The sequence below is a fragment of the Actinoplanes flavus genome, from assembly GCF_017592555.1.
Classification (GTDB): domain Bacteria; phylum Actinomycetota; class Actinomycetes; order Mycobacteriales; family Micromonosporaceae; genus Actinoplanes; species Actinoplanes flavus.
Genome location: NZ_JAGFNS010000019.1, coordinates 78,653 through 91,954 on the forward strand (window position 1 = coordinate 78,653; position 13,302 = coordinate 91,954).

A 13,302-nucleotide genomic window follows, 5' to 3' on the forward strand; every position below is an offset into this window, starting at 1 on the left:
TCAGGCGATGGTCCGCCGCGGCGCCGCGACCCGCAGGTCCGCCTCGATGGCGGCGGTGGCCGCGAGCAGCGGTGGCAGGAGCCGCTCGCGGATCTCGTCGACGGTGGCCCGGGCCGCGTGCACCGAGATGTTCACCGCCCCGGTGGCGGCGCCGGTGCGGTCCCGGATCGGCGCCGCGATGGCCCGCAGTCCCTCCTCGAGTTCCTGATCGACGATCGAGTGCCCCTGGAGGTGCACCTGCCGCAGTTCGGCGCGCAGCGCGTCGGGCGTGTGGATGGTGCGGTCGGTGAGGCGTTCCAGTTTGGCCCGGTCGAGGTACGCGTCGAGCTCCGGCTCCGGCAGTGCGGCCAGCATGACCCGGCCCATCGACGTCGCGTATGCCGGAAATCGGGTGCCGACGTTGATGGCGACCCGCATGATCCTACTTGTCGGGACACGGGCGACATAGACGATGTCGTCACCGTCGAGCACCGACATGGAGGACGACTCCCGGACCTCGGCCACCAGGCGCTCCAGATGGGGCTCGGCGACCTCCGGCAGCGAGAGGCTGGAGAGGTACGAGTAGCCGAGCTCCAGGACCCGTGGGGCCAGCGAGAACAGCCGGCCGTCGGTCCGCACGTACCCGAGATCGGTGAGCGTGAGCAGGAATCGGCGGGCGGCCGCGCGGGTGAGACCACAGGCCCGAGCCACGTCACTGAGCGTGAGTTCCGGGTTCCGGGAGTCGAACGCACGTATGACCGCGAGCCCCCGCTCCAGCGATTGAACGTAGTACGGTTCGCGCGGCATCAGTTGATCGACCCGAGTCGTTGACGTGACACGGGGCACATCATAGCGTTCTCCATGAGAACTCACGTTCGTCATGCGCACACATTTCGAAGGAGTAAATATGCGGCGACTTCTCGCGGGGCTGACGGCGGCCGTCCTCGCCGGCGCCCTCGCGGCCTGCGGCACCTCCGGCGACTCGGGCGGCACGACCGATGCCGAAGGCGTCGACCAGGTCAAGGTCGGTGTCATCCCGATCGTCGACGTGGCCCCGATCTTCCTGGGCAAGGAGAAGGGCTTCTTCAAGAGCCGGAACATCGAGCTCACCCTGGAGGCCGGCCAGGGTGGCGCGGCGATCGTCCCTGGTGTGGTCAGCGGCCAGTTCCAGTTCGGCTTCTCGAACTTCACCTCGCTGCTGATCGCCCAGACCAAGACCGTGCCGATCAAGGCGATCGCGGCGGGCGTCGCGTCGACCGGTGAGGCGGGCAAGGACTTCGGCGCCGTCGTGGTCAAGGGCGACAGCCCGATCAAGACCGCCAAGGACCTGGTCGGCAAGAAGATCTCGGTGAACACCCTGAAGAACATCGGTGACACCGTGACCCGCGAGTCGGTCCGCAAGGACGGCGGCGACAAGAAGAACCTGAACTTCGTCGAGATGCCGTTCCCGAACATGCCGGCCGCCCTCCAGGACGGTCAGGTCGACGCCGCGTGGGTGGTCGAGCCGCAGCTGTCCACCATCAAGGCCGCGGGTGGCCGGGAGATCGCCTCGACCTTCGTGGACACCGCGCCGAACCTGACGGTGGCCGCCTACTTCGCGTCGACCCAGCTCATCGAGAAGGACGCGGACCTGGTCAAGCGCTTCACCGAGGCGATCAACGAGTCGCTGACCTACGCCGACGCGCACCCGGACGAGGTCCGCACCGTGCTCGGCACCTACACCAAGATCGACGAGAAGCTCCGCGCCTCGCTGGTCCTGCCGAAGTGGCCGACCCAGATCAACGAGCCGTCCGTGCAGACCCTCGCCACCCTGGGCGCCGAGGACGGCATCTTCACCGGCACCCCGGACCTGGAGAAGCTCCTCCCGTGACGTCCCCCCGTCGTGGCAACCCGGCCCGGTCCGGCAGCACCGCCCTCCTGGGCGCTGCCGGCCTGGCCGGGTTGCTTCTCGTCATGGAGCTGGCGCCGCGGCTCGGCCTGGTCGACGAGCGGTACCTGCCGCCGGCCAGCCGGATCGCGGCCGCGCTGGCCGAGGAGGCCGGCACCCCCGCGTTCTGGACGGCCCTCACCGACACGCTGATCGCCTGGTCCGCCGGCCTGGCGATCGCGGTCGGCGCCGCCGTGCTCGCCGGCATCGTGATCGGGTCGATCCCGGTGCTGCGATCGCTGACCGCCTCGACGATCGAGTTCCTGCGCCCGATCCCGTCGGTGGCGCTGATCCCGCTCGCCGTGCTGATGTACGGCACCGACCTCGGCTCCACCCTTCTCCTGGTCTGCTACGCCGCCTTCTGGCAGGTCCTGGTCCAGGTCCTGTACGGGGTGGCCGACGTCGACCCGGTCGCCTTCGAGACCGCCCGCAGCTTCCGGTTCTCCGCGTGGGGCCGGATCCGGCACGTGCTCTGGCCGACCGCCCTGCCGTACGTCTTCACCGGCGTCCGGCTGGCCGCCTCGGTGGCGCTGGTCCTCGCGATCACGGCCGAGCTGGTCATCGGCTCGCCCGGCCTGGGCAAGGAGATCGCCGTGGCGCAGGCCTCCGAGGCCGTTCCCACCATGTACGCCCTGATCGTCGTCACCGGCGTGCTCGGCGTGATCATCAACCTGCTGGCTCGTACCGGCGAGCGCCGCCTGCTCGCCTGGCACCAGTCCGTGCGGGGAGAGGTGACCGCATGAACGTCGTGAAGAGGATCCTGCTCGCCGTCGCACTGCCGCTGATCCTGTTCGCCGGCTGGTATCTCCTCTCCGCCGGCAGCGAGAGCTTCTACTCGCCGCCGCTGGAGAAGATCCTGGTCGCGTTCGGGGACACCTGGAGCCTCGACCGGCTGCGGGCCGACGTGGCGCCCAGCCTGCTGCGCCTGTTCGCCGGCTACCTCCTGGCCGCCCTGATCGGCATCGGCGCCGGCGTGGCGATCGGCATGAACCGGCGCCTGCGCGCCACGGTGGAGCCGGTCCTGGAGTTCTTCCGGGCCATCCCGCCGCCGGTGCTGGTGCCGGTCATCATGCTGTTCGCCGGCATCGGCGACGCCATGAAGGTGATCGTCATCGTCTTCGGGTGCATCTGGCCGATCCTGCTCAACACGGTGGAAGGCGTCCGCGCGGTGGACGGCGTGGTGCTGGAGACCGCACGCTCGTACGGGGTGAACGGCGTCGCCCGCATCACCAAGGTGATCCTGCCGTCGGCGGGCCCGCAGATCGCGGCCGGACTGCGCCAGGCGCTGTCCATCGCGATCATCCTGATGGTGATCAGCGAGATGTTCGCGGCCAGCAACGGCCTCGGCTTCACCATCGTGCAGTTCCAGCGCAGCTTCGCGATCCCCGAGATGTGGAGCGGGATCATCCTGCTCGGCCTGCTCGGCTTCGTGCTGTCGCTGCTGTTCCGGCTCGCCGAGCGGCGGGCGTTGCGATGGTACGAGGGCCTGCGCGCGGCGCAGCGCCAGAGCTGAGGGAGGAGCGACGATGCTCGAAGTGAAGGGACTACGGAAGGTCTACCGGTCCGGAAACCGGGAGGTGGAGGCGCTCCGCGACCTGACGTTCACCGTGGACAACGGCGAGCTGGTCTGCCTGGTCGGCCCGTCCGGCTGCGGCAAGACCACCCTGCTGCGCTGCGTCTCCGGCCTGCTCGACCCGACCGCCGGGGACGTCCGCGTCGACGGCAAGCCGGTCGACGGGCCGCCGCCGGGCATGGCCGTGGTGTTCCAGGAGTACGGGCGCAGCCTGTTCCCCTGGATGAGCGTGCGCGACAACGTGGAGCTGCCGCTCAAGCAGAAAGGAGTCGGGCGGGCCCGGCGCCGGCAACTGGTGGAGCAGTCACTGGACGCGGTCGGCCTGACCGGCACGGCGTCGGCGTACCCGTGGCAGCTGTCCGGCGGCATGCAGCAGCGGGTCGCGATCGCCCGCGCGGTCGCGTACGAGCCGCAGACGCTGCTCATGGACGAGCCGTTCGCGGCCGTCGACGCGCAGACCCGCGCCGACCTGGAGGACCTGGTCCGCGAGCTGTGGAAGCGGCTGGGTGTGACCATCCTGTTCGTGACCCACGACATCGACGAGTCGGTCTACCTCGGACAGCGGGTGGTGATGCTCTCCACGTCGCCGACCGTGGTGCAGGAGGAGCTGGCCATCGATCTGCCCGACCAGCGGGACCAGCTGACCACCCGGGCCGACCCCCGGTTCATCCAGCTGCGCACCCGGGTGTACGAGCAGATCCAGGCCGCCAAGCGCAACGCCGTGCACTGATCCGCACCGGACGCCCGGGCCCCTGATAGGTATCGATTGATATGGGGGTCCGGGCGTTCTCCTCTGCGATGCTCGGGCCACCCCAGATTCCTGAGCCCGCAGAGGAGAACTCGTGCGAGCAAGACCCCTCATCGGCGTCGCCGCCCTGACAGCCGGCCTCGCCGTCGCCATCACCAGCCCCGCCCAGGCCGCCGCCGCGCCGGACATCGCGGTCGCCAACGTGAAGGCGCACCTCAGCCAGTTCCAGAGCATCGCGACCGCCAACGGCGGCAACCGGGCGCACGGCCGCCCCGGCTACCTGGCCTCGGTCACCTACGTGAAGAACCTGCTCGACGCGGCCGGTTTCACCACCACCCAGCAGTCGTTCACGTACAACGGGGCGACCGGCTACAACCTGATCGCCGACTGGCCGGGCGGTGACACCAGCGACACGCTGATGATCGGCGGCCACCTGGACAGCGTCACGGCCGGCCCCGGCATCAACGACAACGGGTCCGGCTCGGCGGGCATCCTCGAGGTCGCCCTCCAGGTCTCCCGATCCGGCTTCCAGCCGGACCGGCACCTGCGTTTCGCCTGGTGGGGCGCGGAAGAGCTGGGCCTGCGAGGCTCGACGGCGTACGTCAACTCGCTCACCAGCGCACAGCGGTCGGCGATCACCGGCTACCTGAACTTCGACATGATCGGCTCGCCGAACCCCGGCTACTTCCTCTACGACGGCGACAACTCCGACGGCACCGGCTCGGGTCCCGGCCCGGCCGGATCGGCCCAGATCGAGGCGACCCTGGCCGCCTACTTCTCCTCGATCGGCGTGCCGACCCGCGGCACCGACTTCGACGGCCGCAGCGACTACGGCCCGTTCATCGCCAACGGCATCCCCGCGGGCGGCATCTTCACCGGGGCCGAGGGCACCAAGACCTCCGCGCAGGTCCAGCTCTGGGGCGGCACCGCCACCCGCTTCGACCCCTGCTACCACGCCTCCTGCGACACCACGTCGAACATCAACGACACGGCGCTGGACCGCAACAGCGACGCCATCGCGTACTCCGTCTGGACCCTCGCCGACGGCGGAACCGAACCGCCGCCCGGAACCACCGTCTGGTCCGACGGCCTGGAGACCGCGACCGGCTGGACCGCCGGCACGGGCAACACCGCCACCGCGGGCCTGCTCGAACGCGGCAACCCGGCCGCCACCAGCAGCTCCGGCGTGGCCACCCAGCTCGACGCGGCGGCCGGCGGCAGCTACGCCCTGATCACCGGGGCCACCGCCGGATCCAGTGCCGGGGCCAACGACCTCGACGGTGGTGTCACCAGCATCGTCTCCCCGCAGATCACGCTGCCCACCGGCACGCTGACGCTGGGCCTGTCCTGGTACCTGGCCCACCTCAACAACGCGACGAGCGCCGACTACCTGCGCGTACAGGTCGTCTCCGGGACCACCACGACGACCGTGCTCAGCCAGACGGCGAGCGCCACGAACAAGGCCGCGGCCTGGACCACGGCGACCGCCAACCTGTCGGCGTACGCCGGGCAGACCGTCCGCATCCGGGTGGAGGCCGCCGACGCGGGCACCGCCTCGCTCGTCGAGGCCGCCGTCGACAACCTGGTCATCACCCGCTCCTGAGCCGGGTCACCCGCCCGCCGGTCAGCCCCGGCGGGCGGGAACCCCACTCACCCCGCCGCCGGGAACCCTTCAGACCCGGCGTCTCCGGCCGATCGGGAGAGTCTGCCCTCGCCCCAGGCCAGAGAAGGGAGCACGCCATGTCGCAGCCCGCCGGATGGTACGCCGATCCGAGCGGTCTACCGGCCCAGCGCTGGTGGGACGGCGGGAAGTGGACCGATCACATCCAGCCCGGCGGCCCTCCGACGCCACCGCCGAACGGCTTCTTCCCGCCGGTGCCGCCGACCGGCCCCGCGGCCCCCGGCCGGCACACGGTCGCCCCCGGTGACCCGGACGACGCGCCACTACGCACCGCCCAGCCGGCCTCCGCGCGGCAGGGTGGGCTGCCGCTGCTCTCCGGCTCGCGCTCGGCCCCGCCCGCGCCGCACCCCGAGGTGCCCGCCGTTCCGTACGCCATGCCGCCGGTCGACGCGGCACCCGGCCGCACCGTCGCGGGGACGCCGGAGCCGCTGCCCGGCCCGTCCGCCCGGGAGCCGCACCGGATGATCCTGCCCGCGGCCGTCGCCGTGGTCGCCCTGGTGGTGCTGACGCTCACCGCGTACCTCGTCCTGCTCTGATCCGCACCGGACAGCGCGTCGGTTCCGCTGTGGTCCGGACGGACAACGATCGGTTCTGCCGCGATCCGCACCGGACAGCGGATCGGTTTCGCTGTGATCCGCACCGGACAGCGCATCGGTTCCGCGGTGATCCGCACCGGACAGCGGATCGAGAGCGAAACGAGAGGGGCGCGCGGCACGCTTGTCGCGCCGGGCGGGGCTCGACGCCCCAAGCTGCCGCCCCGCCCGGCCCCGGTGACCGTCCGAAGTGACCGATCACGGATAGAAGGCTGCGGAACGGGGAAGAGGACCACTAGCGTGGCGCCCACCCCGGCCGTCCCCGGAAGGACCGCATGTCCGACCCCAGCAGCTATCCGGCACACCGCCGGCCGAGCCCGTTGCAGAACAACCGGGCCGTCGCGATCGGCGCGGGGCTGCTGCTCGCGCTGATTCTGCTCTTCTCGGTGCTGGCGTACTGCGACAGCCGGGACGGCGACCAGCCGCCCGCCGCCGGGCCGGCGTCATCGGCCCCGCCCGCGTCGCCGGACCCGGGAGCGTCGAACCCGGCCGGGCCGATCCCGAGTGGGCCGATTCCGAGCGGGACGATCCCGAACGAGCCGAATCCGAACGAGCCGAATCCGAGCGTCTCGCAGCCGGGTGGCGTTGACCCGGGGCCGTCCGGTGGCGGAAACGGATCAGTGCCGCCAGGCTCCGGTGGATCCGGCACGGCCGCGCCGCCGGGCACGGCCGAGCCACCCGGCACGACCGAACCGCCCGGCACGACCGAACCTCCCGTTACGACCGGGCCTCCCCCGGTCACCGATGAGCCCAACGCCTCTGCGCGGCCGACACCTTCCGGCGGCGTGGACACCGGGGGTGGCGGTCTGGTCGGCGGGCGGCGCCTCACGCTGCTGGTGACGGGCCTGTTCCTGTTGATCGCGGCGGCCGGTGCGGGGGCGTACAGCATGCGGCGCCCGGACCACCGATAGGCGCGGCATGCCCCGCATCCATGATCGCCGCGCGGCGGCCTTCGCCGCCGTGCTGGCTCTGCTCGGAACCGCGACCGTCACGCTCGGCCTGCGCACCGAGGACACCGGACCGCTACCCGTCGAGGCCGGGGCTGTCGGCGCTTCGCCCTCTCACCTCACGCCGTCCGGCTCGGCGTCGGGCGGTGAGAAGGAGAAGCGCGCGGCGGGCGGCGAGAAGGAGAAGGGCGCCGCAGGTGGTGAGAACGAGAACGGCGCCGCGGGCGGCGAGAACGATAAGGGTGCGGCGGGTGGTGAGAAGGAGAAGCAGGCGGCCGGCGGCGAGAAGACGAAGGGCGCCGCGGGTGGCGACAAGGAAGCGACGGCGGGCGGTGGGAAGAACCGCGCGGCGGGCGGTGAGAAGCAGCGGGGGATGACGCGGTCGGTGCCGGTGCGCCTGGAGATCCCGTCGATCGGTGTGGACACCGCGCTGATGACGCTCGGGCTCCAGGACGACGGGACGCTCGAGGTGCCGCCGCTGCGCGGCGACGCCCCGGCCGGCTGGTACCGCCACTCCCCCACGCCGGGCGAGGTGGGCGCGTCGGTGCTGGCCGGGCACGTGGACACGGCGCGGGACGGGCCCGCGGTCTTTCACCGGCTGGGTGAGGCGAGGCCGGGTGACCCCATCGCGGTACGCCGTACCGACGGCACCGTGGCCCGGTTCACCGTGACGAAGGTGGCCGCCTATCCGAAGCGGGACTTCCCGAGCCACCAGGTGTACGCCTCTCTGGATCGTCCCGGGCTGCGCCTGATCACCTGTGGCGGTGTCTTCGACCGGGGCCGGGGCAGCTACCGGAGCAACATCGTCGTCTTCGCGGAGGCCGTCTCGTAACCGCTTCCGGGAGCGGTTCCGACCGGCTTTTCGGTCAGTTTGGTTCCGGAACCTGACCGTCTTGCCCCGGTTCGGGCCGCATGCCGGACAGCTTCCCTTGACACGGGCGATCCACGGTTGTTTCTGTGACGGGCATCATTGCGATCTTGTTTCGGAAGGAATCCCTCCGCATGACGAGAATCCGCCCGTTCCGCCGCGCCGCGGTGGGCGCCCTCGCTCTCGGGCTCTCACTCGCCGCCCTGCCGGGCTCACCGGCATCGGCGCACGGCTCCGGCATCCCGGGCTTCGGCTCCAACGTCACCGTCTTCGACCCCAGCATGCCGGTCGGTGACATCCAGGCCACCCTGGACGCCACCTACGCCAAGCAGGTCGACAACGAGATGGGTACGGCCCGGTACGCGTACCTGTTCAAGCCGGGCACCTACGGCACCGCCGAGCAGCCGCTCCAGATCAAGGTCGGCTACTACACGGAGATCACCGGCCTCGGGGCGAACCCGGGCGACGTGGTGATCAACGGCAAGGTGGAGGCGTACAACCGCTGCCTCGGCTCGGACCCGGCCAACCCCAACTGCATCGCGCTCGTCAACTTCTGGCGCACCCTGTCCAACCTGACCGTCAACATCAACGGCGCGGGCCAGGACGGCTGCCGGCAGACCGCCAACTTCTGGGCCGTCTCCCAGGCCGTCTCGCTGCGCCGGACCCAGTTCACCAACGGCACCCTGTCGCTGATGGACTACTGCACCGCCGGCCCGCAGTACGCCAGCGGCGGCTTCATCGCCAACTCGAAGCTGCCGACCACCGTCAACGGCTCCCAGCAGCAGTGGCTCACCCGCAACAGCGAGGTGGCGAGCTGGTCCAACGCCGTCTGGAACCAGGTGTTCGCCGGGGTGACCGGCGCGCCCGACGACGCGGCGTTCCCGAACCCGCCCTACACCACCCTCGACACCACCCCGGTCAGCCGGGAGAAGCCGTTCCTGTTCGTCGACGCCAAGGGCAAGTACCAGGTGCGTGTGCCCGCCGCCAAGCGCAACACGGCCGGCACCTCCTGGGACGACACCTCCGGCCGGACCATCCCGCTCTCCGACTTCTACGTCGCGAAGCCGGGTGACTCGGTCACCAAGATCAACGTGGCGCTGGCGCTCGGCAAGCACCTGCTGCTCACCCCGGGCGTGTACGACATCGCCCGCAGCATCGAGGTGCGCCGCCCGAACACCGTGGTGCTCGGCCTCGGCCACGCCACGCTGACCGCGGTCAACGGCTCCGTCCCGCTCGACGTCGCCAACGTGCCCGGCGTGATCATCGCCGGTGTCACCATCGACGCCGGCACCAAGGAGTCGCCGGTCCTGCTGCGCGTCGGCCAGAAGCACGGCCTCGGCTTCAGCTCGGCGGCCAACCCGACGACGCTGAACGACGTCTACTTCCGCGTCGGCGGCCCGCACATCGGCAAGACCAACATCGCGCTCGAGGTCAACAGCGACGACGTGCTGATCGACCACACCTGGGTGTGGCGCGGCGACCACGGCGTCGAGGGCTTCACCAACGGCGTGAACGGCGACACCGACCGCTGGAAGACCAACACCGGCCGCTACGGCGCCGTCATCAACGGCGACGACGTCACCGCGACCGGCCTGTTCGTCGAGCACTTCCAGAAGTACAACACCGTCTGGAACGGCGAGCGCGGCACCACGGTCCTCTACCAGAACGAGCTTCCGTACGACCCGCCCACGCAGGCCGACTGGATGAACGGATCGGTCGAGGGCTACGCCGGCTACAAGGTCGGATCAAAGGTCAAGACCCATCATCTGTACGGTGCGGGCGTCTACGTCTTCAACCAGAACAACCCGTCGATCCACACCGAGAACGGGTTCGAGGTGCCGCAGACTCCCGGTGTCAAGCTGCACCACATCATGACCGTCAACCTGAGCGCCGGCATCATCGACCACGTGGTCAACGGCGTCGGCGAGGCCGCGGACACCACCAAGGTCGGGCAGCCGGTCTTCGTGGCCGACTACCCCGCGGTCCCGTGATCTGAGCTGGTGGTCACTCGTTCACGGGGCGGGTGACCACCAGCACCGGGCGGCCCGCCTTCTCGATCAGGGTCAGCGGCACGCTCCCCAGCAGGCGCTGCGTCACCACCGGCCGCACGCTCGAACCGAGGACGATCAGGTCGGCCTCCTGCTCGCTCGCGAACCGGATGATCTGCTCCGCGGCGCGGCCCGGCAGGACCGTACGCGAAGCCTCGATCCCGGCCCCGGCCAACCGCCGGACCGCGGCCTCCGCGGCATGCTCGGCCCGCTCGGTGTAGACGCTGCGCGGCATCGGCGAAAGATACTCGCTCTCCAGCTCGTCCACCGCGATCACCGTGACCGACGCGCCCGTCTGCCGGACCAGGTCGGCGACGGCGTCGGTCACCCACGGCTGCTCGGCCTGGGGATTTGCGGCAAGCACGATATGCATGTGACCCACGGTACGGGTAACGTCACTAATCCGCAGTGGACCTTCGCAAGGAGCACTCATGGCGGATGTGACCTCGCCCGGGTCGGAGCAGCCCACCCTCAACCGGGTCATCGGCCCGGCGCTTCTGCTGCTGTTCGTGGTCGGGGACATCCTCGGCACCGGGGTGTACGCGCTGACCGGCAAGGTGGCCAACGAGGTCGGCGGCGCGGTGTGGCTGCCGTTCCTGCTGGCGTTCGTGGTCGCGCTGCTCACCGCGTTCAGCTATCTGGAGCTGGTGACGAAGTACCCACGGGCCGCCGGCGCGGCGCTCTACACGCACAAGGCGTTCGGGGTGCACTTCCTGACCTTCATGGTCACCTTCGCGGTGATGTGCTCCGGGCTGACCTCGGCGTCCAGCGCGTCCAAGGCGTTCGCCGGGAACTTCGGCAAGGCGTTCGACCTGTCCCTCGGCGACGGGCTGGCGCTCACCGCCGTGGCGCTCGGCTTCATCACCCTGGTCGGCCTGATCAACTTCCGGGGCGTCGGGGAGAGCGTCAAGGCCAACGTGGTGCTGACCTGCGTGGAGCTGACCGGCCTGCTGATCGTCATCGGGGTCGGCGCGTGGGCGCTCGGCGGCGGCAACGGCGACCTGTCCCGGCTCACCGAGTTCAACACCCCGCCCGGGGAGAGCGTGTGGCTGTCCGTGACCGCCGGGACCGCGCTGGCCTTCTTCGCGATGGTCGGCTTCGAGGACTCGGTCAACATGGCCGAGGAGACCCGCGACCCGGTCCGGATCTTCCCGCGCGTCATGCTCACCGGGCTCTGCGTGACCGGGCTCATCTACGTACTGGTGGCGATCTCGGCGGTCGCGCTGGTCGCGCCCGCCGACCTCGGCTCCGGTGACACGCCGCTGCTCAAGGTGGTGCAGGCCGGGGCGCCCGGGTTCCCACTGTGGGTGTTCGCGTTCATCACCATGTTCGCGGTGGCCAACTCGGCGCTGATCAACATGATGATGGCCAGCCGGCTGCTGTACGGGATGGCGAACGAGCGGGTCCTCCCGAAGGTGCTGGGCCGGGTGCACCGCCGTCGCCGTACGCCCTGGGTGGGAATCGTGTTCACCACCCTGATCGCGTTCGGGCTGATCTGGTTCGCCGATCTGACCGCCCTCGGCGGCACCACGGCGCTGCTGCTGCTCTGCGTCTTCACCGTCGTCAACGTGGCCTGTCTGGTGCTGCGGCGCGACCGGGTCGAGCACCAGCACTTCCGGGCGCCGACGGTGATCCCGGTGCTCGGGGCGGTCGCCTGCGCCTTCCTGGCCAGCCCCCTCTCCGGGCGGGCCGGGGCGGACTACCGGGTGGCCGGGGTGCTGCTGCTCATCGGGGTGGTGCTGTGGGCCATCACGTATGCGACGAACCGGTTCGTTCCGGGCGCCGTATCGCGTACCTGATCGGGTGACCGGACCGGTTCACCCGATCGGCGTAACCGGACGGAAATCTTGGGGCACCGCAGGTGGCGGGTGTTCGACGCTGGTCGACACCCTCGTCGTGGCAGCTTGAAGCGATGTGCGAAGCTGCCCGCTACCACATGCACCCTCCTCTCCTGTCCGGAGGCCCGATATGGCATCATTCCTCTCCGTTGTTGCCGGGCTCGTGATCGGCGTGATAGCCGGCTGGCTGATCTGGGGCCGCCGCTCCGGCTCCGCCGCCCCGGCCACGACGACCTCGACCCCGTCGACGTCCTCGACCGAGACCGTCGCGGTCGTCGCGACGCCGGCCGACACCGACTCCGAGCCGTCTCCCGTGACCTCGCCCGCCGACGAGCCCACCGCCGCGCCCGTCGCCGTCGAGCCCGAGGCCGAGACCACACCCGCCGTCGAGCCCGAGACCCCGGCCGAGCCGGCGGCCGCCGAGCCGGTGGCGGAGAAGGCCGCTGACGAGGAGACCGTCGTCATCGCCGAGTCCGAGACGGTCGTCATCGCGGAGCCGGTGGCGGAGAAGGCCGCCGACGAGGAGACCGTCGTCATCGCCGACGCCGAGACGGTCGTCATCGCGGAGCCCGAGCCGGTCGCAGTCACCGAGCCCGAGCCCGTCGCTGTCGCCGAGCCCGAGCCCGAGCCCGTCGCTGTCGCCGAGCCGGAGCCGGTCGCCGTCGCTGTCGCCGAGCCCGTCGCCGATCCCGAGCCGGTCGCCGCCGCTGAGCCCGTGCCCGCCCCGGAGCCGGTCGTCGCCCCGGAGCCCGTCGTCGCTCCCGAGCCCGTCGTGGCCCCGGAGCCCGTCGTCGCTCCCGAGCCGGTGGTCGCGCCCGAGCCGGTCATTCCGGCGCAGGCCGTCATCACCGAGGAGCCCGACCTGGCGGGCACGCCCGCCCCGATCGACGAGCCGGACGACCTCACGAAGATCGCGGGCATCGGCCCGAAGGTGGCCATCGCGCTCGCCGCGGCCGGCATCACCACCTACGCGAAGCTGGCCGACTCCGACGTGGACAGCCTCAAGCAGGCGATCAACGCGGCCGGCATGCGCGGTTCGGCGAGCCTCGCCTCCTGGCCGGAGAAGGCCCGCGAGCTGGTCGGCGCCAAGAGCTGAACGG

13 protein-coding genes are annotated in these 13,302 nt (G+C 70.9%); 11 read left to right on the top strand and 2 right to left on the bottom strand.

The window, feature by feature from the left end; genetic code table 11:
• Nucleotides 1-786, bottom strand: coding sequence for an IclR family transcriptional regulator domain-containing protein (locus J5X75_RS27055; protein ID WP_208470320.1), 786 nt, complete (start codon nt 784-786; stop codon nt 1-3).
• Between the two features lie 100 nt (nt 787-886).
• On the opposite strand from J5X75_RS27055, the gene J5X75_RS27060 reads away from it, so the two are divergent.
• The 9 genes from J5X75_RS27060 to J5X75_RS27100 all read left to right on the top strand — a co-directional run bounded on the left by J5X75_RS27060 (nt 887) and on the right by J5X75_RS27100 (nt 10,307).
• Nucleotides 887-1,849: an ABC transporter substrate-binding protein gene (locus J5X75_RS27060; protein WP_208470321.1), complete on the top strand. Its 963-nt coding sequence runs from the start codon at nt 887-889 to the stop codon at nt 1,847-1,849.
• Nucleotides 1,846-2,649, top strand: a complete 804-nt coding sequence (locus tag J5X75_RS27065) for an ABC transporter permease (RefSeq protein ID WP_208470322.1) — start codon at nt 1,846-1,848, stop codon at nt 2,647-2,649. The genes J5X75_RS27060 and J5X75_RS27065 overlap by 4 nt, the downstream gene beginning before the upstream one ends.
• Nucleotides 2,646-3,419 (top strand): ABC transporter permease, encoded by a 774-nt coding sequence (locus J5X75_RS27070; protein ID WP_208470323.1) that lies wholly within the window; start codon nt 2,646-2,648, stop codon nt 3,417-3,419. Before J5X75_RS27065 ends, J5X75_RS27070 begins: the two co-directional genes overlap by 4 nt.
• Nucleotides 3,420-3,432: 13 nt before the next feature.
• Nucleotides 3,433-4,209, top strand: coding sequence for an ABC transporter ATP-binding protein (locus J5X75_RS27075; protein ID WP_208470324.1), 777 nt, complete (start codon nt 3,433-3,435; stop codon nt 4,207-4,209).
• A 112-nt stretch (nt 4,210-4,321) separates the two neighbouring features.
• On the top strand, nt 4,322-5,830 hold the full coding sequence (locus J5X75_RS27080; protein ID WP_208470325.1) for a M28 family metallopeptidase: 1,509 nt from the start codon (nt 4,322-4,324) through the stop codon (nt 5,828-5,830).
• A gap of 137 nt (nt 5,831-5,967) precedes the next feature.
• A complete protein-coding gene (locus J5X75_RS27085) occupies nt 5,968-6,444 on the top strand; it encodes a DUF2510 domain-containing protein (RefSeq protein WP_208470326.1) in 477 nt (158 codons plus the stop codon).
• Between the two features lie 332 nt (nt 6,445-6,776).
• On the top strand, nt 6,777-7,412 hold the full coding sequence (locus tag J5X75_RS27090; protein WP_208470327.1) for a hypothetical protein: 636 nt from the start codon (nt 6,777-6,779) through the stop codon (nt 7,410-7,412).
• Nucleotides 7,413-7,419: 7 nt separating this feature from the next.
• Complete coding sequence (locus J5X75_RS44640) at nt 7,420-8,280, top strand: class F sortase (RefSeq protein ID WP_238489438.1); 861 nt, start codon at nt 7,420-7,422, stop codon at nt 8,278-8,280.
• Nucleotides 8,281-8,450: 170 nt separating this feature from the next.
• Nucleotides 8,451-10,307 (top strand): pectate lyase-like domain-containing protein, encoded by a 1,857-nt coding sequence (locus J5X75_RS27100; RefSeq protein WP_208470328.1) that lies wholly within the window; start codon nt 8,451-8,453, stop codon nt 10,305-10,307.
• Nucleotides 10,308-10,320: 13 nt separating this feature from the next.
• On the opposite strand, the gene J5X75_RS27105 is transcribed toward J5X75_RS27100, so the two are convergent.
• On the bottom strand, nt 10,321-10,737 hold the full coding sequence (locus J5X75_RS27105) for a universal stress protein (protein WP_208470329.1): 417 nt from the start codon (nt 10,735-10,737) through the stop codon (nt 10,321-10,323).
• A 58-nt stretch (nt 10,738-10,795) separates the two neighbouring features.
• On the opposite strand from J5X75_RS27105, the gene J5X75_RS27110 reads away from it, so the two are divergent.
• Nucleotides 10,796-12,163, top strand: coding sequence for an APC family permease (locus J5X75_RS27110; protein ID WP_208470330.1), 1,368 nt, complete (start codon nt 10,796-10,798; stop codon nt 12,161-12,163).
• A gap of 169 nt (nt 12,164-12,332) precedes the next feature.
• Nucleotides 12,333-13,298, top strand: a complete 966-nt coding sequence (locus J5X75_RS27115) for a helix-hairpin-helix domain-containing protein (protein WP_208470331.1) — start codon at nt 12,333-12,335, stop codon at nt 13,296-13,298.
• Nucleotides 13,299-13,302: the final 4 nt, after the last annotated feature.

Bases quoted from the DNA above. Each gene is read 5' to 3' on its own strand.
- J5X75_RS27055 (WP_208470320.1), bottom strand. From the start codon at position 786: ATGCCGCGCGAACCGTACTACGTTCAATCGCTGGAGCGGGGGCTCGCG.
- J5X75_RS27060 (WP_208470321.1), top strand. From the start codon at position 887: ATGCGGCGACTTCTCGCGGGGCTGACGGCGGCCGTCCTCGCCGGCGCC.
- J5X75_RS27070 (WP_208470323.1), top strand. From the start codon at position 2,646: ATGAACGTCGTGAAGAGGATCCTGCTCGCCGTCGCACTGCCGCTGATC.
- J5X75_RS27075 (WP_208470324.1), top strand. From the start codon at position 3,433: ATGCTCGAAGTGAAGGGACTACGGAAGGTCTACCGGTCCGGAAACCGG.
- J5X75_RS27085 (WP_208470326.1), top strand. From the start codon at position 5,968: ATGTCGCAGCCCGCCGGATGGTACGCCGATCCGAGCGGTCTACCGGCC.
- J5X75_RS27090 (WP_208470327.1), top strand. From the start codon at position 6,777: ATGTCCGACCCCAGCAGCTATCCGGCACACCGCCGGCCGAGCCCGTTG.
- J5X75_RS44640 (WP_238489438.1), top strand. From the start codon at position 7,420: ATGCCCCGCATCCATGATCGCCGCGCGGCGGCCTTCGCCGCCGTGCTG.
- J5X75_RS27100 (WP_208470328.1), top strand. From the start codon at position 8,451: ATGACGAGAATCCGCCCGTTCCGCCGCGCCGCGGTGGGCGCCCTCGCT.
- J5X75_RS27105 (WP_208470329.1), bottom strand. From the start codon at position 10,737: ATGCATATCGTGCTTGCCGCAAATCCCCAGGCCGAGCAGCCGTGGGTG.
- J5X75_RS27110 (WP_208470330.1), top strand. From the start codon at position 10,796: ATGGCGGATGTGACCTCGCCCGGGTCGGAGCAGCCCACCCTCAACCGG.
- J5X75_RS27115 (WP_208470331.1), top strand. From the start codon at position 12,333: ATGGCATCATTCCTCTCCGTTGTTGCCGGGCTCGTGATCGGCGTGATA.